A 25763-nucleotide genomic window follows, 5' to 3' on the forward strand; every position below is an offset into this window, starting at 1 on the left:
TTTGAGAGCATTGGAAGTTGTTGGAAAAGCTCAAATGATGTTAAATGAACTAGAGAAGCCAAAGCTTGAACCAGACAAAGTTTTGATAAAAGTTTCCTACTGTGGTGTTTGTGGTTCAGATTTACCTAGATATTTCGATGGTGGTGTCCATGCTTTTCCTCAAGTCTTAGGTCATGAATTTTCGGGAATTATCGAAGCATGTGGAGCAGATGTAACTGATTTTGTCAGCGGTGATCGTGTAGCAGTTGCCCCGCTCATTCCGTGTGGTAAATGTGATGCTTGTCAAAAAGGGGAGCCTGCAATGTGTGCTGACTATAGTTTTATCGGTTCGAGAGAACAAGGAGCAATGGCTGAATATGTAGCAGTTCCAGCTAAGAATTGTGTGAAGGTTCCAAAGAACTTATCCTTAAAAGAGGCAGCTTTGCTAGAACCGTTGACTGTGGCGATTCATGGAATTGAACGAATCAAACTTCATGCAGGAGTCAGTGTCATGATTTTAGGTGCAGGTACGATTGGCTTATTAACATTATTAGCATTACGTGCCAGAGGAGTAGGCGAAATCACTGTTGTTGATTTAAATGATAAAAAACTAGCTCTAGCTAAAGATAGTGGAGCGGATCGATTGGTCAACCCTAGTAATGATCCATTAGAAGATTACTTTAAAGCACATGAGTTACCAGAAATTGTGATCGAAACAGCTGGCAGCTCAGTCACTCAAGTTCAGGCAATTCGATTTATTCAAAAAAGAGGCCAAATCAGTTATGTGGGAACTAGCACCAAAGAAGTTGTATTGTCACCAGTTGATTTTGAAAAAATCCTACGTGGAGAGCTAGAAATAACAGGATCATGGATGTCGTATTCAGCGCCATTTCCAGGTTTTGAATGGACGGCTGGATTGCGCTATATGGCAGAAAAGGAAATTAATGTGAAGCCCCTGATTACAGGTATCTACCGTTTAGAAGATTTAGAAAAGCCATTTAAAGAAATGGTTAAAAAGGATTCAGAACATGTCAAAGTATTATACGGAATAAATCAAGAATGAGAGGTTAGGTATGAAAAAAGTTAGTCGGAAAAAATATGAAGCTCTTCAACGAGTATCGGATGAATCAGGGATTATCAGTGCGTTAGCAATTGATCAGCGTGGCGCTCTAAAGAAAATGATTGGAAAATACCAGTCGGAAGCTGTTTCGTCAAAACAAATCAGCGAATTTAAAAAGATTGTTTCAAAGGAATTGACACCTTTTGCTTCTTCGATCTTATTAGATCCAGAATATGGATTACCTGCGGCAACAGAACGAGCGCAAACGGCGGGTCTATTGTTAGCCTATGAAAAGACTGGTTATGACGCAAATAAACCAGGACGATTACCTGATATTTTAAATGAATGGTCAGTAAAACGGTTAAAGGAAGTCGGAGCGGATGCTTGCAAGTTTTTACTTTATTATGATATCGATGAATCAGAAGAAATAAATGAGCAAAAACATATTTTCATCGAAAGAATTGGATCAGAGTGTTTAGCGGAAGACTTACCATTTTTCTTAGAAGTATTGTCATATGATGCGAACGGACTTGATACGAACTCGATTGAGTTTGCTGAAATCAAACCTCATAAAGTGAATGGAATGATGAAAGAATTTTCGAAGGAACGTTATAATGTAGACGTTTTAAAAGTAGAAGTACCAGTCAACATGAACTATGTAGAGGGCTACGGTACAGAGGTTTGTTATACACAAGAAGCTGCATCGACTTACTTTAAAGAGCAGAGTAAAGCAACACGATTACCTTTTATCTTTCTCAGTGCAGGAGTAAGCGCGAACTTATTCCAAGAAACACTAACATTTGCAGCTAAGGCACAATCCACTTTTAATGGTGTCTTATGCGGAAGAGCAACATGGGCAAATGGAGTAGAACCATTTGTCAAAAAAGGTGATATCGCCGCAAAACAGTGGCTAACAACTGATGGTCATCAGAATATTAGTCAACTAAATAAAGTTTTACAAACAACTGCAACTTCTTGGCATAACAAAATTGAAAAAAACGAGGCATAGGATAAATGGTTAGTCCAAACTCTCACACCTGAACGACATTTTATCTCAACCTCAGCTTTGTATCTACTATACAATAAAATCAGAGAATTATAAAGCAAATCAAAAGTAGGCTAGAACTTTCTTAGCCTGCTTTTGTTTTATCTTTCAAAAGACCATCTTCTTTGTCTTTCTAAATACCAGCGAGTATACTCAAAAGTAAGAGAGGTTTTCCTCAAAAAAAGAGCAAAGGAGCCATTAACATGATCAAAATCAGTCAAGCAAAAATGGATGCACTAAATCGTTTATCCAATGAAAAAGGGTTGATCGAAGCATTAGCGATCGATCAACGAGGTTCTTTAAAAAAAATGATTGCAGCTGCTAGTACGATGGCCACTGGTGAAGAAATTGTTGATTTTAAAAAAGTTGCTTCACAAGAACTCACACCATATGCTTCAGCAATTTTACTTGATCCAGAATACGGATTGCCAGCAACAAAGGCACGAGACAAAAATTGTGGATTATTATTAGCTTATGAAAAAACTGGCTATGACACTTCAACACCAGGTAGAATGCCGGATTTATTAGAAGACTGGTCAGTAGCTCGTTTAAAAGCAGCCGGAGCAGATGCAATCAAGTTTTTATTGTACTATGATCCAGATGAACCAGCAGCAATCAATCATTTAAAACATGTCTTTGTTGAGCGTCTAGGTAGCGAATGTTTAGGTGAAGATATTCCACTCTTTGTGGAAATCGTGACTTATGACACTGAGATTACTGACTCCAGTTCGGCCTCTTTTGCCAGAGTAAAACCCCACAAGGTTTTGGAATCGATGATCGAATTTTCTAAGCCTCAATATCATATCGATGTCTTAAAAATGGAAGTACCAGTTAATATGAATTATGTGGAAGGCTTTGCGGAAAATGAAGTTGTTTATAGTAGAAAAGAAGCTTTAGGTTATTTTCAAAAACAAAGTGAATTGACAGAACTGCCGTTTATTTTTCTTAGTGCGGGTGTTTCGACAAAACTCTTCCAAGAAACATTAGAATTTGCGAAAGAAGCGGGCTCTAAATTTAGTGGAGTCTTATGCGGACGTGCAACTTGGCGTGAAGGAGTGAAGCCATTTGCTGCTAAAGGTGAAGCGGCAGGGCGTGACTGGTTTGCTACACAAGGAAAAGAAAATATTGAAACGTTGAATGAAATCGTTGATCGTTGCGGCACCTCTTGGCGGTCAAAAGTTGAGGTTGGCTAATAGTAAATAACGTCTGAAATAAATCTTGAATTGATTTATTTCAGACGTTTTATATAAAAGAAGGATTAAAAACGAAAGAGAAAATTAAATTTTTTTCTATGTATTGCAGATGAACTTTCATTAAACTATAATCTAGTAAGTAGCTTATAAAATAAAATGATAAGTAATGAGTTAGAGAGGATCCTGAATAATGAAAATTGGTATTCCAAAAGAAATCAAAAATGGCGAAAATCGAGTAGCATTACCTGCTTCAGGGGTTTTGGATCTCATTAAACATGGTCACACAGTTTTTGTTGAAACAAATGCCGGACTAGGAGCTTCGATCCATGATGAAGAATACGTAGCGGTTGGTGCTACGATCGTTAAAACAGCTGAAGAAGCTTGGGCGCAAGAATTAGTGTTAAAAGTAAAAGAACCATTAAAAGAAGAGTATCAATACTTAAGAGAAGATTTGGTTTTATTCACATATCTTCATTTAGCAGCCAATAAACCACTAGCTGAGGAATTAATGAAAAGAAAAACGAAAACGATTGCGTATGAAAGTGTCCAACTAGCAACTGGAGAATTACCGCTATTAGCACCAATGAGTGAAATTGCAGGACGCTTAGCAGCACAAATCGGTGCTCAGTTTTTAGAAAAAGTCCCAGAAGGAAAAGGTATTTTATTAGGCGGCGTTCCAGGCGTGAGAAAGGGTAAAGTAACCATTATTGGTGGTGGGATTTCGGGCTGTAACGCGGCGAAAATCGCACTTGGTCTGGGGGCAGATGTTACGATTCTAGATGTAAACATCAAGAAACTCCAAGAAATCGATAATCAGTTCAACAGCGCTGTTAAAACGCTTGTTTCAAATCACTTCAATATTCAAGAAGCAGTCAAAGACGCAGATCTTGTGATAGGTGCCGTTTTGATTCCAGGACGTAAGGCTCCCGTTTTAGTAACAGAAGAAATGGTTGCTTCAATGCCTGAGCATTCGGTAATCATTGATATTGCGATCGATCAGGGCGGGATTTTTGAAACCATCGATGAAGTGACTACCCATCAACATCCAACGTATGTTAAACATGGGGTGGTTCATTACGCTGTAGCCAATATGCCAGGAGCAGTGCCGCAAACAGCCACATTTGCTTTAGCTAATGCGACGTTACAATACGTAGTGGAGCTGGCAAATAAAGGCTTTGAACAAGCTGTAGAGCAAAATCCAGCATTACTTGCAGGTGTTAATACATTGAACGGTGCAATGACGAATCCTGCGGTTGCAACTGATTTGGACTTAACGTATTCTTCTGTTCAATCTGTTTTATAGTAGCTAAAATTATCAGGAGGGCAATCATAGGTATGACCAAAAAAGAATCTTTACATTTAATTGAACGTTTATCTAATGCATCTGGTGTTTCTGGTTTTGAAGACGATGTTGTGGCGATAGCCAAAGAATTTTCAGCACCATTTGCTCAGGTTACGGAAGACCATATTCGTAATGTTTATATGAAAGTTGGCGAGCATAAAGCGGAGCAGCCAACGATTTTATTTGATGCACACAGTGATGAAGTGGGTTTTATCGTTCAAGCAATCAAACCAAACGGAACGTTGCGTTTTTTACCGTTGGGCGGTTGGGTACCCAATACAATTCCAGCTCATCGTGTACGTATCAAAACTGAAACGGGTGAAGAAGTTCCAGGGATCATTGCAAGTAAACCACCACACTTTATGACAGATGCCGAACGTAAAGAAGTTCAAACCATTGATGATATGGTAATTGATGTGGGGTGTACGAGTGCTGAAGAAGTAATTGATAAATTAAATATTGCCATCGGTGACCCAGTCATTCCAGATGTTTCGTTTGAGTATCTAGAAGCAACAGACGTGATGTTGGGCAAAGCATTTGACTGCCGTATTGGCTGCGCATGTTTACTTGAAACGCTCAAAGAATTGGCTGAAAAAGAGACAGAATTCAATTTAATCGGTACAATGACAGCTCAAGAAGAAGTCGGTGAGCGAGGCGCGACAGTGGCCATGAATAACGTTAAACCAGATTTGGCAATTGTGTTTGAAGGCTGTCCAGCGGATGATACATTTTCAGAAGAATATATGATCCAGTCAGGATTAAAACGAGGACCAATGCTGAGAAATTTTGATGTTTCAATGATTACTAATCCTCGCTTTCAACGTTTTGCTAAAGAAACTGCCGAAAAATATGGGTTACCGATGCAAAGTTCTGTTAGAAAAGGCGGGGGAACTAATGGCGCAATCATTAACTTGACGAACAAAGGGGTACCTGCCATTGTGATTGGCGTGCCAGTTCGTTATGCACATACCCATTATGGTTATGTTGCTTATGAGGACTATCAAGCTGCACGGCAATTAGCTGTTGCTATCGTTAATGATTTAACGGAAGCTGCAATCGAAAGGTTTTAATAATAAAAAAAGAAATTGGGGGAATCGCAAAAATGAACATGAAAAAGTGGGCGTTAACGACAATCGCTGCAAGTGCATTAGTTGTATCTTTGGCTGCATGTAGTACAGGAAGTAAAAAAGAAGAAGCAACTGGCGATAAAAAACAAGTTTTAAAAGTATTGGAAAGTGCAGAATTGCCGACAATGGATATCTCACAAGCAACAGATGTGGTTAGTTTCTCAGCAATCAGCCAAGTAATGGAAGGCTTATATGAGTTTGCGGATGACAGTACTTCCGCACCTGCGATTGCCAAAGAAGTTGTTGCACCAACGAATGATGGGAAAAAATACACAATCGAATTACGTGATGATGCCAAATGGAGCAATGGGGATCCAGTAACGGCAAATGATTTTGTTTATTCATGGAAACGTACAGTAGATCCAAAAACGGGTTCAGAATATGCGTATTTGTTTGATGGGTTTGAAAACTACAAAGCTATTTCTAAAGGGGAAAAACCAGCGGCTGATCTAGGCGTCAAAGCAGTGGATGAACATACTTTAGAAATCAATTTAGAATACCCGATTCCATATTTATCTTCTCTTTTAGCAAAACCAACATTCTATCCATTGAATGAAAAATTTGTTGAAGAAAAAGGCAAAGATTATGGTACAAACAGTGATAACATGATCTATAATGGTCCCTTTACTCTTGCTGATTGGGATGGAACTAGCATCACATGGAATTATTTGAAGAATGATAAATATAGAGCGGCCGACAAAGTTAAATTGGACGAGGTCAATGTTCAAGTAAGTAAGGAAATCGGCACAAATGTCAACTTGTTTAAGGCTGGCGAAACAGATATTGCGCCAATCAAAGGTGAATATGTCGATCAAGAAAAAGAAAATCCAGAACTAGTAACGCGTATTTATCCATCAACATCTTATTTACAATACAACACGGAAAATAAAGTCTTTGCGAATAAAAATGCAAGAAATGCAATCACAAAATTGATCAATTCAGATCAAATCGCTAAAAATATCCTAAAAGATGGCTCAATGGCAATTGAAGCATTTGTACCTAAAGGAATTGCGAACCAAGAAACTGGGAAAGATTTCGCTGAAGAAGCAGGCGTTTTGATGAAGACTGATATCGAAGGTGGAAAAAAACTCTGGGAAGATGCCAAGAAAGAATTAGGTGTTGATTCAGCATCAATTACGTTGTTAACATCGGATACCGATTCAGCGAAGAAGTTATCTGAGTATGTTCAAGGTCTGTTGACAGAAAATTTAAGTGGCTTAAAAGTAACGATTTCAAGCGTACCATTTAAAAACCGTTTAGATCAAATGAGCAAAGGTGATTTTGACGTTGTTTTAGCTGGTTGGGCAGCAACGTATGCTGATCCATATGACTTCTTACAACTGTTTAGAACAGGTGGAGAACAAAATTACGGTAAATTCAGCAATGAAGAATTCGATAAATTATTAACAGAATCTGCAACAACGTATGCGACTGAAAACGAAAAACGTTGGAATACATTATTAGACGCACAAAAAGTATTGATGGATAACTCACCAGTGACACCATTGTACCAAGCGTCAGAAGCATTCTTAGTGAATGATCGTGTAGAAGGGTTAGTTTACCGCGCAATTGGCGCTCCTTACTATAAGAATGTGTCAGTAAAATAAATAGCTATAAAAAATAGAGAAATGTTGAGAAGTGAGCAAAATGCTACTTTTCAACATTTTTTTTATGTTCGTATTGACAAAGGGAACGTACGTTTGTATATTAGTTATAGAAAGTAAAACTAAAAAAAGGTAAGGTGAAGAAGTATGATGGATCATTTTTCAGTAAATGTAAGGGATATGGAAAGAAGTAAACAGTTCTATACAGAAGTTTTAGCACCATTAGGAAGTGAAATGAAGTTAGACTTTGGTACTACTGTTAGCTTTGGCCCTAAGGAAATCATCAGTGGAGATCCTGCTGGGAGTTTTTGGATAAATGAAGGAGAGCCGCAACTGATTCATTTTGCTTTCAGTGCTGCATCAAAAGAAGAAGTAGAAGCTTTCTACAATGCTGCACTAAAAGCTGGCGGAACGGACAACGGTAAACCTGGAATTAGACCAGATTACGGTGCTCATTATTATGCGGCCTTTATTCTTGATCCAGATGGGTACAATATTGAAGCGGTTTACCATGGCGCTTAAGTGAAGCTCACCGTTTAAATATTCTAGTAAATCACAACAAATTGATGCATTCTCAGAAAGAAAGCTTTATACTAAAGAAATGATGATATGTTTTCTGGAGGAGAAAGATGAATAATAATGATATACTGATTCGCTTACGCTATGCGTTGGATATTAAAGATACAGATATGATCAAAATATTTAAATTAGGCGACTTAGAGATTACAAGAGATGAGTTACGAGTATTATTAACAAAACAAAATGAAGAAGATGAACTACCACGGGATGCGGTTTGCGATAATCGTACATTAGAAGCTTTTTTAAATGGTTTGATTACGTATAAAAGAGGAAAACCACCTGTGAAAAATGGTGTAACGCCTAAGCCGACATTTTTGATTACTAGCCAAAGCAATGTCAATAATGTATTGCTAAAAAAAGTAAAAATTGCTTTAACCCTAACAAGTGATGACATGTTGGATGTGTTAAGACTTGCGGGCGTTTACGCTTCAGATAGTGAATTAAGTGCCATTTTAAGAAAAGAAGGTCACCGAAACTACAAAGAATGTGGCGATCGCTATGCAAGAAATTTCCTAAAAGGATTGGCAATTAGATATCGAGATTAGTTTTTTATAGTACTGAGAAGTTAAGGGAAGCAAGGTGTCGTCCAGACACCTTGTACTGTCTAGCATAGAATTTTCGTGATTTACAACAATGTAATCGAAGTGTAATGTAGTAGTTACTTCTGCTACCACCATTTATTCGGATTCCTTGTGGCTGGGATGTGACTCATAGAGTTATGCCTTGACCACTTTTTTTATTGTTGATAAACATATAGAAATAATTGCACGGGGGATACGTATGAAAAAAATCGAACGAATACTCGCTATCATTGTTCTGCTTCTAGATAATGAAATTGTTTCAACTGCTCAATTAGCCCAACGATTTGAAGTGACTAAAAGAACGATTTTTCGTGATATCGAAACAATTGAATTAGCTGGCTTTCCAATTATTTCTCATTCAGGTCGTAATGGCGGTTTTTCCTTAATCAGTTCTTTCAAATTGCGAACACATACTTATAGTGGCGCAGAAAAGCAAGCTATTCTCACTGCTCTCAACATCAAAGAAGGGTTGTTTGGGATAGCTGATCAACAAAATACCATCAAAGAAAAAATTGAATTAATGCAAGGAAAAGAGAACAAAGAAAAACAAGTAAAAACTCATTTTTCATTTGAATCACCAACGATGCATCGACCTGAAATAGAAGCAGAAACTAAGGGGAAAATCAATCACATTAATCTTGCCTTGAAAAACAACAAAAAATTATTAATCGACTATGTAGACAACAAAGGTGAACATACCAAGCGAATGATTCATCCATATGAAATGATGCTGATGAATGGTAGCTGGTATATCTATTCTTTTTGTGAGAAGCGATCTTCATTTCGTTATTTCAAAATTACCAGAATACGTGATCTCACGATACAACAATCCACATTTGAATGGTCTAAATACTCCAATCAAAGGCTCATTGAACCGAAAGGTGAGGTGATTCAATTACGATTTAGGAAGGAGGATTTAGGGAAACTTTATGATTACTATACTGAAAATGAAATCCAAGTGACTGACACACATGTTGATGTTACAATTTATTCTAATCAGCAAAAAACGATTTTGCCTTTTTTAATGATGTTTGGCAATGGTGTGAAAGTGATAGCACCAGATAAATTAAAAGAGTTACATAAGCAAGAAATCATAAAATTAAATGGAACCTACTAAAAAAGGACCCTTTATAATTGTTAGCGGAAAACTAACAATTATAAAGGGTCCTTTTTTTGAAAAAATTCTTAATGGCTAAAGAGAAATGGAATCAATAAATAGTTTATAGTCGGCATAAAAGTTTTTTTAATGGAATATATCGGAGTGATTATCTAGTTATGTATCAAAAATAATATAAAACTGATAAAATTTCAGTAGTTATAAATATGTTATTGATATAAAAAACATTTCTTGTTTTTTAGTAAAACAAGAAATGTTTGTAGGTGAATTCTTAATGATTCTATATCTCTATTTATTCTATGGGTTTATAAAAGATAAATCAATAGTAAAAACAAGAAAAAAACGATAAAAATTTTCAATTTTTAAGGTAAAAACTAAAAAAAATGAGAATTTTGAAGAAATAGTTTACTTAATTGAGATGAAGTTAGTGATTGAGTGACAGTTCGGTTGTTTTTGAACGCCGTCATATTCGCCGTCAATAATATAGGAAGGATTTGATTATTTTGGCTAAAGGTGAGAATATTTATAAACGAAAAGATGGACGTTGGGAAGGTAGATACCCCAAAGCAAGAAAAATAGATGGAAGTATTCATTATGGTTATATTTACGCCCGTTCATATCGAGCAGTTAAAGAACAATTAATTGAAAAAAAAGGACAAAAAACAAGCATTTATACAGGAGCAATCAAAGAATTTTATGGAACCTTTGGAGATTGGGCGAATATCTGGCTAACAGATATCATGGCGCCTACCTTAAAAGAAAGTACTCATGCTAGTTACAGCAACAAGCTCCAATTATATGTTTTCCCTAGTTTAGAACGGCGCTCTCTGAAAAAAATTACTGCTACTGATATTAATAAGTTAGTAAAACGATTATCTGAAAATTTAGCAGCAAGTTCTATTCATATTATTTTTCGAATTGTAAAAAGCTGTTTAGAAGCAGCTAAAGAGCGCGGATATATCTATTTAAATCCTTGTGAACGGACGATTCTACCAAAAATTGATAAAAAGAAAGTTAGAGCATTGACGCGTATACAACAAAAAGCAGTGGAAGCTGAAAGTATGAAGACAGTGAAAGGGTTACCTATTTTATTAGCTTTGGAAACGGGGATGCGTATTGGTGAAATTTGCGCATTAAAATGGGAAGATATTGATTTTGATTCATCTGTTTTAAGAGTTCAACGAACCAAGCAACGAATTACTTTGCCTAATTCAACAGGTCAACGGACGAAAATCGTTGAAACAAAACCAAAGACTATTAACGCTAATCGAGTTATTCCACTTTCTGCAAAGATTAAAAAAGCCCTACTGAAATGGAAAAAACAAGCAACCTCTAGTTATGTAATAACGAACGCTGAACAACCAGTTGAACCTAGAACAGTCAGCTACCGCTTTGAGAGAATTAAGAGAAAGCTCGGGTTAAATTATGTCTCTTTTCATGCCCTACGTCATACTTTTGCCACTCGTTGTGTTGAGTTAGGAGTTAATATCGCTGCAATCAGCTCTTTATTAGGACATTCATCAATCAAAATGACTTTGGATACGTATACAAACTCATTCTTAGAAGAACAGCGATTAGCAATAGATAAATTAGCATTAATATAATAATTCTTATTGATTTTTAATTTCATTCGATATAAGGAGAGGTTTTTTTTTATTTTTTTATAACGAACGTTTTTTATCATTTTAAAAGCGGCTCTTTTCTATTTGATCAGGGCAGCTTTTTTTTATTTTTTCCGCCGTCGAACTGCGCCGTCAATGAGGTGTCTAGGCACTGTAAAATAAGCAGGCTACTTTGTTTTTCTTGTTTTACTAAAAAACAAGAATGGATTTTAGTAGTCGAATTCCTAATTTTAACTAGTATAAAAACTATTTTAAAATACTGCAAATATAATGACTAGAATAGGAAAAAATTAATAAAACATAGGATACGAAGGAGAGAAAGGACATGTACAATATTGGAATTATTTCGACAAATACAAAATCGGATAACAACACATACATAGAAACTTTGAAAGAAACAAGATGCAATGTCCGTTATCTGGAAGAAAATCAAGAATGGGATATTGAAAGAGATGAATTTGACGCATTGATTATTGAAGAAGCAGAAAATGTAAATCAAATAGGAGTAATTTGTGAATCAATCATAAAGATTCGTGAACAAACATCGGCTTTACTATGGATATTATCTGAGAATACAGATAAGTCTACGAGAATCGTTTATATGAAATTAGGTGCAGATGGGATCATCAATGCTTCTGTTGATTCAGATGAATTGTCTTTATTTATACATGGTAATTTGAATCGTTATTCTAACCGAAATCAAAAAAGGCTTAGTAGTTATGAGGATAAAGCACTGCAAGAAGTCAATGAGCCAAAAAATAAAGTTGAACTCATTCATTCTAACTTTAGTGTTTTGTTAAATGGAAATCAGGAAGTAAGTTTGACAAAACTTGAATTTCGAACAATCGAATTACTAAGTAATCATGCAGGACAGGCATTAACATATGAAGAAATTTATAAAAATGTTTGGAACAACGAAACTGAAGATAAACAGTACCGCGTAGCCAATATTATCTATCATCTACGGAGAAAAATTGAGGATGATGGTAGTACAAATGAGTATATCAAAACGGTTCGCTCTAAAGGGTATATGCTGAATGCTTAATTAAAAAGATATGTTTAAGTGGGGAGAATGAAATGTAAAAGCATTCTCAAAAAATTATTATCAATAGTTGATTTCTATTTTTTCTATAGATAGCTCATTGAATGAGTAAATAAAATCTATGAGAAAAAATTGAAATATATGTGTCTGGAGTTTGGCAAACTTTTCTTGACACGCTTAATTTTGAGGAAAGGAGGATATAAATGAGAAATAAAAAGAAGCTTTTTTTAGCTGTATTATTTCTTTTTGGAGTAATTTTAGCTGTAAGACTAAACGTCATAAGCGATATATCTGCTGAAGAAAAAGGGAGTACATCATCAAGTCCTGTTATTAATGAAAAGATCATAACTACTTCAGATTCCAATTCAACTGATGCGTCTCCTGACTCAGTTCTGACAAGGAATAACTTGTCAAGAGTCAGTCAAGATGTTAGCTCGTGGACTGAATTTGTAGCGGCGTTACAAGGAAATAGTGATGAAATCAATATCGTTTCTAATTTAGTAGCTACCTCTAACCCGCCGATTGCAAGAAAGGTCACAATCAATGGAAATAATAATAAGTTAGATATGAGAACGTATTATATGAATTCATCTGATACAGCGGATGTAACTATTAGAGACGTTGAGTTTACTGGAACAACGGGGAAATTGATGCAGGGAACGGGTTTGTTGACTCTAAGTGGAACAATTAAGTCAACTGCTGGCAATGCGGCTCAAATTGCCGTTTTACATGGTTGGAATGTTATTTTTGACAATGCCAATCTCTCATATGACTCAACATCTGCCAATCCAGCTGTTATGTCTAAAAATTTAACAATCACCAATAAGTCTGTTATCAGCTCAGATGCAGAAAAATTTTATGGAAATGACAATAGACTTAATGTTGGCGGTAAAGTGCTTATTAATAGTGAATCAAAAGTACGGACTCATAGTATGAAAGGTCAGACTTCTAATACAAGAGGACAAGCTTGGGATATGCGTCAGCAATTAGACTTTTTCGTTGATGGAAAAGGAACCGAACTAGATATTAAAGGCGATGGACGACAGGAAGTAGATTATGGCGGCATTCTCGTTTTAGTTGCAGATGAGTCTACTTTAAACCTCACCAATGGAGCAAAAATGACTGCTCATGGTACACAAACTTCAGCAATCGTGCTTCAAAGTAAAGGCGGAAGCTTTAATGTGTCTGACAGTTCAGAATTGAGTATAGTTATGGATGGTGATCATGGCTACAATTTAGGAGCAGCTTTGCGATTTCGAGAAGCAGGTGATATGACCTTCAATGTATCTGGAAATTCTAAAATAAATATATTGAAGAAGAGTGGGAGAGCACCCGGAATTCGAATGTACGGAGGGAATAATAAAGTAAACATAAGTGGTGGTTCAGACTTTATGATTACCAACTACGGCGATGGTACTCCTCGTGCACCTGGAGTCAGTGGAGGGAATCAGGCGATTTACTTCACAGGTGGGGTCGCATCACTTCCACCAAACAGTTTTACTGTAGAAGGAGCAGATTCAAATATTGCATTGGATGCCAAATTTGGGGCTTCAATCGATTCTGGTAGTCGAGATATTAATATTTACGCAGGACCTGAAACTTATTTTGTATCCCGAGGCAATACTAATTCTGCAAATAATGGGATTTTCAATGGACGAGAAGTAAGTATGAAAATGGATAGTGTAAAATATTTTGATTTTTCTAATGTTCGTACTGGTGGCGGACTCGTTTTTGATGTTACAAGAGCAGCCTCTAGCTTCAGTAGTAAAAATTCAGAATTGTCTGTGTGGAAAAGGGGAATGAATTTAGAGAGTAGTCCAATACGCAGTTTTCCATTAGTGGACTTTGAATTGACTGGAACAAATTTTGGCACAGTTAGTCCTACAAGTAGTCAGGACGTGATAACAGGTTTTGCCCAAGATGGTGGAATGCCTGCATATACAAGATTAACTGCCAATAATCAAGCAGCTATTATTGATGAATTGAGAGTACCAACTGATGCAGATAAGTTTATCTGGGGGCATGCAGTTATTCCAGAAGGAAAACATGATGAACCTCGTGACGCCTATGTTGGTGAAGTTCATACTAGAGTATCTGTGAGTGACGATTCAGGCGAGATATATCAAGGTATAGCAGAAATAATAGAAGATAGTCCAGGAAGTGGTAGTGTTTCTGTTTATGGTGACGATACCAGAAGTGGTATGTTCAAACTTGCTGTTCCTGATGACAAATTCTTAGTAAAAGATCAAAAAGTTAAAGTTGCTAGTGCATGGAGAGGACCTCTAGATAAAGAAGGGACTAACTATGTCCACACAAGTGAGGCAAAAGACTTAACGGCTCCTGAACGAACAGTTCTTGATGTAACTCCGCCAACACCAAAAAAATTAACCGATATCAAGCTGAACAACGCAACCAAAGTTCTTTCAGGAACTGGTGCTGAGGCTGGTGCTACGGTTAACGTTTATTACGATACTGGCGATAAAGACACAGGGACTTTACTAGGAACTTCAACTGTTAAATCTGATGGTTCTTGGACGTTTAACTTACCTAATTATGTGGAGAAAACAAAAGAATTAAGTGTTTATCTTGCAGATGGTGAAAAGCAGCATCAAGCGGCTCAAATTATTTCGGAGGCAGGCACTAAGCCTGAAATTTACGATCAAATTGGTTTGATTAAACCACCAGTAACAAATACTGCAGATGGTAATATCAATCCGTATAAAGAGTTGACGTACCATGATGCTGTTTTTAAAGGTGTTGAGAAATACTTTGTTGCCGACGTGATCCCAGATAATCCGACTATGACCAAAACAGCTGTTTCAAGCGGTGGGGATACAACTTCAGTTGGAGATATTGTGACATATACTTTAGAAGCAGCAAATAAAAAAGCTGATTCTTACAGCTGGAAAAATGTGAAACTAATCGATATTTTACCAGAAGGATTGAATTTTGATCCAGATAAAAGCAAGGTAACGATCGATGGAGTGACGGTTGGTAAAGATAAATATAGTTACGAAATTGCAACAAGAACATTAACAATTTTTGCTGGTGATATAGCTGCTAATAAGAGCGTTAAGGCAACTTTTGAGGTGACTGTGGAACAAAGTGCTGTGACCGAAGAAGGTACTGAGGTCCTGAATAAAGCGCGTGCACTAGGAGATTCACCACAAGAAGAACCTTTTGTACCAGGACCAACGAACCCTTCAGCATCACATGTGCAAATTGAAAAATGGTCCCTTGAAATAGGGTTACCAGGTGGGCCGCCACATGGTGTTCTAACGTTTGTATCTGCTCCAAAATCACTAGATTTTGGACAGAAGGTAGAAAGTTTGAAGGAAAATACTGAAGCAGTTAATCCGACTATCGTTGGTGATCCATTAGTGGTTGCTGATAACCGTGGGAAGTTCAAGAGTTGGACGCTATCTGCTCAATTGCTTAAACCATTAACTCATGTAGACGGTAAAACTGTTTTGAAAAACGCTATCTACTACAAAGGCAAAGAAGATGGTAAAGAAGTCATCAATGAAATAACTGGTACGACTCGACCAATCGTTACACACACACATACTAGTGCTGGTAACTATGATATTAGTCAAGAAGAATGGTCAAAAGGTGACGGTTTTAGAATTATTTTACCGCCAGGAGCTGTAGATAAGCTTGGAAAATATAGTGCGACAATTGAGTTTACCTTAGCAGATACAAAATAGTAATGGAGGAATGAATCGGTATGAAAAATTTGAAGTACTACGTTTTGACCTCCATTGTATTAGTATCATTCTTTGCAATTACGCCTCTTAGTGCAAAAGCTGAGGGCGGAGGTAATGGCGGTGCTGTTCAAACAACAGGCGGCGTCGGATTTTATGAAGACGAGACAACGCCGACTACAACACCGTCAACAACAGAAGAACCAAAAGAAAAGCCTTCACCTAAACCAAAAGGAAGATACCCTTCGACTGGAGAATTGGTGGCGAGAAGTTTATCCATCAGCGGTGTAGCAGTAGTTGTGATTGTGGTCATTTATTTCATATGGAAACGTAAAAAAGAAAATGCTGAAAAAGGAAAGGAGAGATAAGGCGATGAAAAAGAAAATAACTTGTTCAATTCCCTTACTTCTTCTTTCGGCAAGCATAGTGTTTTTAGCCGATGTTCAGCAAGTACATGCTGATGACAGTCAAGATGGAAATGCCACGATTGGACTCACACAGCCAGAGCAAGAAATTGGACTTCGTGATCCAGAAAATCCAACTACAATTGTTGACCCAGGGCCGACACCAAGCACAACAGGAGATCTTAGAATTGATTTTGTTCCACAGCTGAATTTCAGTAAATATCTACTGTCGGACAAAGATCAAACCTATCCTGTGAATGCCCAATTATTTAAAGATCAAACAGGTCCTAGAGGAAATTTTGTACAAGTTTCTGATTTTAGACCCGGCGCTCAAGGCTGGACACTACAAGTTAGGCAAGAGACGCAGTTTAAAAACGATAAAGCTCAAAACTCTCAATTGAATGGTGCAGTGATCTCCTTTGATAAATCTTGGGTAAACGCTACAAGGGATTTAAGTGAGGCACCAACTGTTTCAAAAGAGATTATTCGATTGAGCAATGTTGGTGAAACCTATAATTTAGCTGAGGCTAAGCCAGGCAAAGGTCGCGGGATTTGGAGTATCTCTTTTGGTGCATCAAAAGAAAATAAAAACGGACAACCAGGAACATTAAGTCCGCGCTTATTAAAAGAACAACCGGTACTAGATCCAGCATTTGACAATAAACAAGTGTATGAGAATAGTGCCATCCAATTAAGTATACCAGGGGCAACGAAAAAAGACCTGGTAGAATATTCAACGGTGTTAACTTGGACTATTGCCGAGTTGCCATAAATAAAACACAAAACCTAGGAGGAAATACAAATGAAATTAACACACAAATTATGCGGCGCTGTATTATTAGCAGCAGTAGGAACAGCGGTAGCACTTCCAAATGCAACGAAAGCGGATAACGTACCAGTCAATGGTTCGGCTGATATCGAGTTTACAAGAAATACAACTGAGAATACAACAGTAACTGACCCAACTGGAAGTTCTGAAATCACTGACTGGACTGTAACAGATCCAGGTGAGTTCGGAATCATGACTGTTTCACCACTTGACTTTGACAAACATGCAGCACTTGATATTCCAGCTGGTGGTAAAGAAAAATTTGAATATTGGGCTAAACCTGCAACTGCAAATAAAGGGAACGCAGATCAACATCCGATTGAAAACCTAGTACAATTTAAAGACGATCGTTCAATTGCGAACCACAGCTTTAAATTAAGCGCAGAATTAACGAAAAACTTCACAGCAGAAATCGCTGGCGAAGATGCTGTTGAATTAAAAGGCTCTACATTAACTTATAACAAAATGCGTTTGATCACTGATATTGCGCCTGCTTTAAAACCAGTGACTCCTAAATTTGGTGAAAATGGTTCTGAAACCTCAGCAATTTCATTTGGTGGCGGTTCTAAAGAATTTTTAGTAAATGATGTGGCTGCTGCCGATGGTAAAGTCAAAGGTAAAGGAACTCACCAATTAACTTTCGGTAGTCAAAAAGAAGGTACTGCTGGCGATGCAATTAAATTAGAATTTGATGCAGATACAGATGTACGTACAGCTAAATACAATGCAACAGTAACTTGGACATTGGCTGAAGTAAACTAAAAAATAATCGACTATTCTTCCGATCATGGTGAAGAGATTTGATTTATAAGGCAAGCTCACCGGCTCAAAGAGTCGGTGACCTTGTTTAATCGTTAAATAAGAAAGGTAATTGAAAGAATATGAAGAGAAAATATTTATTTTATTTGGCATTATTTTTGTACATAGCTTGTGGTACCTGTTTTAGTCAAGTTTCTTATGCGGAAGGCGGAACTCAAGCAGATTTTGGTGTCGGGTTTAATTACAAAGTCGTCAAACCGGAGAATCAAAAAAGTACTGTTGGTTATTTTGATTTGAAAATGTCTCCTGGGCAAAAACAAACGGTTCAAATTGAACTATCTAACGGAACAGAACATGAAATGGTGATTGGTGTTTCTCTTAATGGTGCTAAGACCAATGGGAATGGTGTTATTGAATATGGACCTACAACAATTGAAGATGATAAATCTCTTAAATATAATTTTGTGGATGTTGTTAAAGGACCGAAAGAAGTGAAGATCCCCGCTAAATCAATGGTACCTTTAGATTTAGAAATTACCATGCCTGAATCTAGCTTTGATGGCAGTATTTCCGGTGGGATTCAGATGAAACAAATTACCAAAGAAGAAAAAAAAGAAGAGAAAAAAGCTGGTATTACTAATGAATACGCCTTTCTTGTTGGAATGATTTTAAATGAAACAGATACAAAGGTGGAACCAGATCTAGCCTTCAATAAAGCTTATGCAGGTCTAACAAATTATCGAAATGCTGTCTTTTTGAATTTCTCTAATGTTGAAGCAGAATACTTAGAGGATATGACAGTCGATGCTCAAATCATGAAGGGAGATTCCAAAGAAGTCCTTTATGATACTAAAAAAGCTGGTATGAGAATGGCTCCAAACACAATGATTGATTTTCCTGTCGAGATGAATGGAGATCGAATGGAACCAGGTGAATATACGGCACATATTTTAGTCACTGCTGGTGACAAGAAATGGGAATGGACAGAAAAATTCTCGATTACGGACGAAGAAGCGGATAAATTTAATTCGCAAGATGTCTCACTGACGCAAGAACGCGGGATCAACTGGCGTCTGATTGCAATGATCGTTGGTGGAGTTGTGGTCGTTGCATTGATTGTCTTTTTCGTTGTAAGAGCTATTGGGAACAATAACAAGAAAAAGAAAAAACAATTGAAAAAGAAGAAACGCTAATTTGTTCTTTTATTTGAAAGGGGAATAGATCCGTGAGTATTTTAGACATGTCTTTCATTGGCTTATTATCAGGTGCTATCCTCTTTCTTCTATTTGGTATTTTCTTTCTTTTTTTAAGCCTATCCACGAAACGAAAATGGAAAATAATGGTTAGTCGACGCGTGAAGAATAAGAAAAAACGCAAAAGGATCAAGTTTTTAAGTCATAGATTAGAAAAGCAAAAAAAGAAACAATTTCGGACAAGTTTGATTTTTTTCTTTTTAGTTCTTCTAACAGCTGGTAGTGCCGCATATTCAAGGTATTATCAACTGACTAATTTGACAGCGGATGATGCAGATTCACTAGCTAAAGGCTATTATTTTGTTGGAGAATTGGAAAAACAGCTGAAGGCTATTGATAATGGAGCGAATGCTGAAAAAACATCTAAAAATATGCGTGATCTTTCTACACAATTGACAAGTGTTGCAAATAGGAATGCTTCACAAGGAATGTCAGTAGAAGGGCAGAAAATGCTGAACCGCCATTTTACAATGACTAGAAACCTAGGAATCAATATTAGTGGACAAGACGCTGGAAAATTAGAAGATCCTGCCTACAGAGAAAGTTATTTGAAGGATATACAAAAGGTAGTGACCAGCCAGAAGAAAGTGTTTAAAGAGTTCGATGTGAATGAATCAGCTTTACAGCAAAAGAAATAACTGTTGAGAGGTGATTTTTCAATCATGAAAAAAACAATCAATACGAAAAAAAAAGAACTAGTGCAACAGGAGACTAAAAGGGCAGTAAAGCCGAAGAAGCAAAAAATAAATACAATAGCATCTGCTAATAAACGACATAGAAAAAGTATTAAGAAAAAGCAACAGATACCGAAAAAAAAGCGTCCTTCTCAAGGTGAGGGGGACGGTTTTGACAAGAAGAGAAGGAAATCAAGTTCCTCATATTCTATAAAGAATAAAACAAAGAACAAAAGAAAAAAAGGATCAGTAAAAAAAGCTCAAAGAAAACGGTTGAAGCAAACGAGCAAAGAGATCGTCTTTACGATCATCATTACGCTTCTTATTGTAAGTGTGGCGTCATATTTTACTGTTCGTCTTCCGAAGATGGAAGGATATGCTATGACTAAAGCATTAAATGATAAAGATCGTTTGCTGGTCAATAAATGGGGAGAAATCAAACGATTTAAATTGATTTATTTTAAAGTTCCTCAAACCAATCAGAAATCGATAAGACGAGTTATCGGTTTACCTGGAGAAGAGCTGTATTATAAAAATGATGAACTATATATTAATAATAAACTGACTCCAGAACGTTTTTTAGAAGAATCGATTGCTGAAGTAAAGTCTGCTGGATTTCTTGTAACACAAGACTTTACGTTGAAACAAACAGTCGATGTATCTAAGGTACCGCAGGGGAAGTACTTTGTTTTGGGAGATAATCGACAGTTTGCTAGTGATAGTAGAAACTATGGCTTGATTGATGAAAAAGATATTATTGGCGTTGTGGAACTACGATATTTTCCGTTTCATACAGCTACAGGTTTTTAATCAGGAAAGAATTGAGAGAAGAATGATTTTATGAAGAAGAGTAAAAAAATACGTTCAAAGCAAATGGAGGAAAAGGAAATTCGTTATAACAGAATATTCCATCAGGTTGTAACGACTGTTTTTTTCTTACTATTTGCTTTGTGCTGCTTGTTGTTTTTAATACATATAAAAACGCACGTTGTAGATGGACAATCCATGGCTCCGACGTTTGAGAATGGAGATCGTATCTTTGTTCAAAAAAGCCAAGATCCTAAACGCAATGAGATCATTACGTTTGAGCCGAAGGATAAACCAGGTGATTCATTTGTGAAGCGGGTTATTGGAATGCCGGGAGATATGATTTGGTTAGAGAATAATAAACTATTTTTGAACTATCGACTATCAGAAACAGATGGATATTTAACCGATGGTCTAAATAAATTAGCAATGGATTTGCCCGATGGAACGCTTAAGATCAATATTAGTATGTCTGTCATGAGTCAGTTGACTGGATTAAATAAAATTCCTAAAAATTGTTATTTTGTTTTAGGCGACAATAGTAAACATTCTACTGATAGCAGGGTGTTTGGTTTGGTTGAGAAGAATCAAATTGAAGGGGTAGTCAAGTACCGTTACTTTCCGTTGCATAAAATGGGGTTTGTCAGCTGATTTTAAAATTTACGAAATAAGAGCGAGGTCAATATGAAGCAAAAAGTGATAGCAGCTATTAAGGGAAATGGAATTTTTTTATGTTTAAGTATCGTGTTGCCAATTACAATCATGGCGGCCATTTATTATAGCATCGGGATTTATCCAGGGAGTAAAACGACAATTCTAGCGAGTGATGCCTTAAGTCAGTATGCAGTTTTCCATGCTAGTTTTAATAATGTTTTACATGGTGAACAAAGTGCTTTTTATACTTGGTATGGTTCGTTAGGACTAAATTTTTGGGCTCTTTCCGCTTATTATTTGAACGGTATTTTTACACCAATTGTTTACTTTTTTGATAATCAAGCAATGCCTGATGCGTTATATATGATTACGTTGTTAAAATTTGGAGCAATTGGAGGGGCCTTTTGGTTCTTCTCCTCTCAAACATATAAAATTGCTAAGCCACTACATGTTGGATTAAGTGTAGCTTATGCACTGATGTCTTATACAACAGCTTATTCAGAGGTTATTATGTGGCTGGATGCGTTTATCTACTTGCCTTTGATTCTTTTAGGAATTCATCGATTGATGGATTTCAAAAAGCCTGCATTACTTTTTATTAGCTATTTATTGCTGTTTTTATCGAACTTCTATATGGCATTCATGATAGGGATTTTCTCATTTCTTTATTTTTTTGCTCGGTTATTTACGAATAGGAAAAGGTATTCTTCAAGGGTCATATCCTATTTGATTACGTCTATATTAGCTGGCGGCGCGTCTATGGTTACGATTCTGCCAACGATATTAGATTTGAAAAACAATGGTGAAGGATTGAATAGAGTTAATCGATTATTTACAGCGGATGTTGAACTGTGGGACTTGGTTACTAAAAACATGGTGGGTGTCTATGATACAAGTAAATATAAAAGTGCACCATTTATTTACATTGGTTTGTTGGCTTTGATTTTTTTCTTTTATTATTTTGTGAGTAAAAAAATTCCATTGAAGAATAAATTGTTATATGGCAGTTTGGGTGTAATTGTTGCTGGAAGCTTTTATATCGATCCTCTCAATCTTTTTTGGCAAGGAATGCATGCACCAAATATGTTCTTATTCCGTTATAGTTTTTTGTTGTCCTGTTTGATTATTTTATTAGCTGGCTATGCTTTGGAAGTATTCACAAAAGATGACTTTGAAAAACTGGTGAATATTAGTATAGGGCTACTTCTGATTTTCTTAGCGGCAATCTTTTTCACTAACAAACAACGTTACGATTACCTATCAAGTGGATCGATTATTTTGACATTTGTGTTTTTGTTGCTGTATCTATTGTTATTTTACTGTTATCAAAAAGAATGGAAATTGAAATGGCTGCCGATAATCTTAACCGTACTAATTTTAGCTGAAACAAGTTTTAACGCTCAACGTATGATTGCCGGTATTCGTACTGATTGGGGATATCCTGCACGAGAATACTTTGATAAATATTATCCAGATATCAAGAAACTAGTTGATCAAACAAAAGTGGAAAATGAGCAATTATATCGTTTGGAGAATATGGACAGTGTGAGCCGAAATGATAGTTTCCTTTATGGTTATAGTGGCGTAACGATGTTTTCATCTATTCGAAATCGTAATTCATCTGCATATTTACATCAATTAGGCTTTCGTTCTTTTGGTAGCAATTTAAATATCAGTTATCTAAATAATACCTTGTTAATGGATGCAATGTTAGGGATCAAATACAATATTTCAAAGGAAAAACTCTCGAAATATGGCTTTGATAAAAAAAGTAAAAGTGGAGAATATACACTGTACGAGAATAAATACGCATTGCCATTGGGCGTTTTAACAGATGAAAAAATATATGAAAAAAATGCTGTAGCAAACCAAACTGCGTTGCTGACTCATATGGCTGGTGAAAAAGAAAAACTGTTCCAATTTGTTGATACTAAGCAAGTAGGAATGGAAAATTTAGTTGAAGAACAGGAAAATGGAGCATACATCTATTCTGAAATCGAACCGACAGAAGAAAATATTATCGAATGGTCTGTGGATGTTCCGGCTAATTCTCAAGCCTATTTTAGTATTACACCAACAGATTTTGGGTATATGGATAAAACGGAAATAGAGTTAACGATAGAAGGCGTTAGTCGAAAAAGTAATATGGTAGATGGCGGACAATATCATGATCTTGGCTATCATAAGGAAGCTAAAACAGTCAATATCAAAGCTGTTTTCAGAGATAATGACAAAACAAAAATAAAGATTTTTAAACCAGATGTGGTGGTACTGGATATTCCTAAATTTGAAGAAGTTATAAATAAAATTCAGAAAAAAGGTGTGGATTTTAAAACTACAGGGCGTAAGGCAAAAGCATCAGTAGAGTTAACAGAAGATCAGGTCATTTTGACTACGATACCTTTTGATAAGGGATGGACGGCTTACGTGGATGGTAAAAGGACTGAGATTCCAACATTCAAAGATGCGTTTTTGACCTTACGGGTGCCAAAAGGGAAGCATACAGTTGAATTTGTGTTTCTTCCCCAAGGCTTTAAGCTAGGGTTAGGATTATTTATTAGCTGTTCTCTTATATTTCTACTGTACACATTGATTGATAGTAGGAACAATAAGCGTCAAGTGGTTCAAAAGGTGGAAGTTGGTTCTGAGGGTTTGAAGAATGGAGAAACAAAATGAAAAAGAAATTGATTGCTATCGCACTAGCTTTGGCTGTTTTAACAGGATGTTCACAAAAGTTGGACACTAAAAAGCAAACCTTTGAAGATAAAGGTGTGTCTTATGCATTTCAACTACCCAGTACTTGGGAAGAAGATAAAAATTATCAAGAAAATTATTCAGCAACAACTGTTTTTGCCGCAACAGATAAGAAAAGTAATTCAGCTATGTTTATCACTACTAAGCAAAAATCAGAAGTAGATCTGAAAGACTTTGCTAAAAAAACTCAGAAGCAGTTAGGTAAAGTATATAAGTATGATAAAGCAGAAGATATCTATATGAAAGAATTCAAAGTGAATAAGTTACCTGCATACAAATACACAGTCTTTACACGCTTTAAAGAAAAAAAGTCGTGGGCTCATATTTACTATATTGAAACAGAAAACGGGTTTGCGCAATTGATCTATTATTCAGCAGATGATAATGGCTATAAAAAAAGGGCGGAAATCATTGATGAATCGGCAAGATCTTTAGTAGAAACTGGACAATCAGATAAAGTAAGCACTGAAGAAAAGGAAGAAAATACTGCAAAAAATGATCGTTTAGCTATCAAAGTAAGTGGGTATAAGGTCATTGAGTCTGAAAGTGTTGGGAAACTTCTTGCTGTTAAATATGGGGTGACCAACTTGAAAGAAACACCATTAAAGCCAATGATTTGGTCTTCGTTGGTAACAGCAAGCTATAAGGGGCAAGAATTGCAACAGACTACTTTACCAAAGGAATCTGAAAAAACAGAGCTTGGAGAGCTAGAAAAACAATCTTCTAAAGCAATCGGCGAAAATCAAAATAGTGAATCAGTAGTGATTTATCGATTGAGGGATACAAATGGCTCAGTGATGCTTCATTTTTCAGATGAGGAATTTCCAGAGCAAGAAGAAATAGTTTTAGATTTAAAAGCTCTAAGTAAATAGACAAGGAGTATGTTATGAAAAAAAGTCAATTATTGATCATAGCCCTATTGTCTTTAACGATTTTTACGGGGTGTAAAAAAGAAGATGGAAAGGAAACATGGTCCAAAGAAGACCAAAATTTTACGTGGAGCACCAAACAAGAGAAGCGTTTTGGTAACTTTGATTATTTGAAGATATCTGAAGCAGAACTAAACAAACTCATGAAGGATAAATTTAAGTTGCAAGTACCAGAATTTTCAAAAAAAGCAGATGTTGTGATTGAAAAAGCACTTAAATCAGAGGATAACGAGTTAGAACCTCAAGTCTTTAATTTGATTGCTAATGGTGACAAATTAACAGTCTTTACAGAAAAGTATTATAAAAATAAAGATGGAAAGCGTCATTCTTACGGGCGGATCGAGTGGTCATATCTATTTGTAAAAGCTAAAAAAGAAGCTTGCTTGAGTACACAAATCATTGATATTTATAACGATGTTGAGGAAGGCAAGGTGTATATTGAACAGCCGGAGGAAGTAGTTAATTCGATAGGTGAAATGATGCAAATTTCTAAGATAGAAAATAAAATGGCTGCATTTAATGAACAAATCAAAGCACCTAAAGAGCAATTAGCGAACGCTGAGGTTTATGTGATCGATACAGTGACACAAGCTGAAGCGGATAAAGAAATTGGAAGAAATCTTTTGATGAGTTTTTCGACCGATGGCACTCCATTGCAAATACACGCGTTGATTAGAGATTTTTCTATCTAAGTAGCTAGAAAGC

Annotated in this window: 22 protein-coding genes; all 22 read left to right on the top strand. The window is 36.3% G+C overall.

What is annotated here, in order from left to right:
• Position 1 precedes the first annotated feature (1 nt).
• The 22 genes from A5821_RS13290 (at position 2) to A5821_RS13395 (ending at position 25750) form a co-directional block, all read left to right on the top strand.
• Positions 2-1042, top strand: coding sequence for a galactitol-1-phosphate 5-dehydrogenase (locus A5821_RS13290; RefSeq protein ID WP_249921876.1), 1041 nt, complete (start codon positions 2-4; stop codon positions 1040-1042).
• 10 nt (positions 1043-1052) lie between these two features.
• On the top strand, positions 1053-2048 hold the full coding sequence (gene lacD, locus A5821_RS13295) for a tagatose-bisphosphate aldolase (RefSeq protein ID WP_086315230.1): 996 nt from the start codon (positions 1053-1055) through the stop codon (positions 2046-2048).
• A gap of 239 nt (positions 2049-2287) precedes the next feature.
• Complete coding sequence (lacD, locus tag A5821_RS13300) at positions 2288-3277, top strand: tagatose-bisphosphate aldolase (RefSeq protein WP_086315231.1); 990 nt, start codon at positions 2288-2290, stop codon at positions 3275-3277.
• Positions 3278-3467: 190 nt separating this feature from the next.
• The gene (gene ald, locus A5821_RS13305; RefSeq protein ID WP_086315232.1) at positions 3468-4580 is read left to right on the top strand and encodes an alanine dehydrogenase; all 1113 of its coding nucleotides are present in this window, start codon (positions 3468-3470) and stop codon (positions 4578-4580) included.
• 32 nt (positions 4581-4612) lie between these two features.
• Entirely contained in the window at positions 4613-5689 is a 1077-nt protein-coding gene (locus tag A5821_RS13310; protein WP_086315233.1) for a M42 family metallopeptidase, read from the top strand.
• A 32-nt stretch (positions 5690-5721) separates the two neighbouring features.
• Positions 5722-7353, top strand: a complete 1632-nt coding sequence (locus tag A5821_RS13315; RefSeq protein WP_086315234.1) for a peptide ABC transporter substrate-binding protein — start codon at positions 5722-5724, stop codon at positions 7351-7353.
• Between the two features lie 144 nt (positions 7354-7497).
• Positions 7498-7872, top strand: coding sequence for a VOC family protein (locus A5821_RS13320; protein ID WP_086315235.1), 375 nt, complete (start codon positions 7498-7500; stop codon positions 7870-7872).
• A gap of 107 nt (positions 7873-7979) precedes the next feature.
• The gene (locus A5821_RS13325; protein ID WP_086315236.1) at positions 7980-8474 is read left to right on the top strand and encodes a DUF1456 family protein; all 495 of its coding nucleotides are present in this window, start codon (positions 7980-7982) and stop codon (positions 8472-8474) included.
• A gap of 235 nt (positions 8475-8709) precedes the next feature.
• Positions 8710-9627: a helix-turn-helix transcriptional regulator gene (locus tag A5821_RS13330; protein ID WP_086315237.1), complete on the top strand. Its 918-nt coding sequence runs from the start codon at positions 8710-8712 to the stop codon at positions 9625-9627.
• A 503-nt stretch (positions 9628-10130) separates the two neighbouring features.
• Positions 10131-11231 (top strand): tyrosine-type recombinase/integrase, encoded by a 1101-nt coding sequence (locus A5821_RS13335; RefSeq protein ID WP_086315238.1) that lies wholly within the window; start codon positions 10131-10133, stop codon positions 11229-11231.
• A 343-nt stretch (positions 11232-11574) separates the two neighbouring features.
• Positions 11575-12294 carry a DNA-binding response regulator gene (locus A5821_RS13340; RefSeq protein ID WP_086315239.1) on the top strand — a complete coding sequence of 240 codons (720 nt, stop codon included), beginning with the start codon at positions 11575-11577 and terminating at the stop codon, positions 12292-12294.
• A gap of 200 nt (positions 12295-12494) precedes the next feature.
• Positions 12495-15998, top strand: a complete 3504-nt coding sequence (locus tag A5821_RS13345; RefSeq protein ID WP_086315240.1) for an isopeptide-forming domain-containing fimbrial protein — start codon at positions 12495-12497, stop codon at positions 15996-15998.
• A 20-nt stretch (positions 15999-16018) separates the two neighbouring features.
• The gene (locus tag A5821_RS13350; RefSeq protein ID WP_086315241.1) at positions 16019-16363 is read left to right on the top strand and encodes an LPXTG cell wall anchor domain-containing protein; all 345 of its coding nucleotides are present in this window, start codon (positions 16019-16021) and stop codon (positions 16361-16363) included.
• Positions 16364-16367: 4 nt separating this feature from the next.
• Entirely contained in the window at positions 16368-17171 is an 804-nt protein-coding gene (locus A5821_RS13355) for a WxL domain-containing protein (protein WP_086315242.1), read from the top strand.
• A 30-nt stretch (positions 17172-17201) separates the two neighbouring features.
• Positions 17202-17990, top strand: coding sequence for a WxL domain-containing protein (locus A5821_RS13360; protein ID WP_086315243.1), 789 nt, complete (start codon positions 17202-17204; stop codon positions 17988-17990).
• Between the two features lie 119 nt (positions 17991-18109).
• Positions 18110-19180: a DUF916 and DUF3324 domain-containing protein gene (locus A5821_RS13365; protein ID WP_086315244.1), complete on the top strand. Its 1071-nt coding sequence runs from the start codon at positions 18110-18112 to the stop codon at positions 19178-19180.
• 32 nt (positions 19181-19212) lie between these two features.
• The gene (locus A5821_RS13370) at positions 19213-19878 is read left to right on the top strand and encodes a hypothetical protein (protein ID WP_086315245.1); all 666 of its coding nucleotides are present in this window, start codon (positions 19213-19215) and stop codon (positions 19876-19878) included.
• Between the two features lie 24 nt (positions 19879-19902).
• Positions 19903-20724 carry a signal peptidase I gene (gene lepB, locus A5821_RS13375; RefSeq protein WP_086315246.1) on the top strand — a complete coding sequence of 274 codons (822 nt, stop codon included), beginning with the start codon at positions 19903-19905 and terminating at the stop codon, positions 20722-20724.
• Positions 20725-20754: 30 nt separating this feature from the next.
• A complete protein-coding gene (gene lepB / locus A5821_RS13380; RefSeq protein ID WP_086315247.1) occupies positions 20755-21372 on the top strand; it encodes a signal peptidase I in 618 nt (205 codons plus the stop codon).
• Between the two features lie 33 nt (positions 21373-21405).
• Positions 21406-24051: a YfhO family protein gene (locus tag A5821_RS13385; RefSeq protein WP_086315248.1), complete on the top strand. Its 2646-nt coding sequence runs from the start codon at positions 21406-21408 to the stop codon at positions 24049-24051.
• On the top strand, positions 24048-25001 hold the full coding sequence (locus A5821_RS13390) for a DUF5067 domain-containing protein (RefSeq protein ID WP_086315249.1): 954 nt from the start codon (positions 24048-24050) through the stop codon (positions 24999-25001). The genes A5821_RS13385 and A5821_RS13390 overlap by 4 nt, the downstream gene beginning before the upstream one ends.
• 14 nt (positions 25002-25015) lie before the next feature.
• The gene (locus A5821_RS13395; protein WP_086315250.1) at positions 25016-25750 is read left to right on the top strand and encodes a hypothetical protein; all 735 of its coding nucleotides are present in this window, start codon (positions 25016-25018) and stop codon (positions 25748-25750) included.
• Positions 25751-25763: the final 13 nt, after the last annotated feature.

This window comes from Enterococcus sp. 7F3_DIV0205 (assembly GCF_002141365.2).
Lineage (GTDB): Bacteria > Bacillota > Bacilli > Lactobacillales > Enterococcaceae > Enterococcus_L > Enterococcus_L palustris.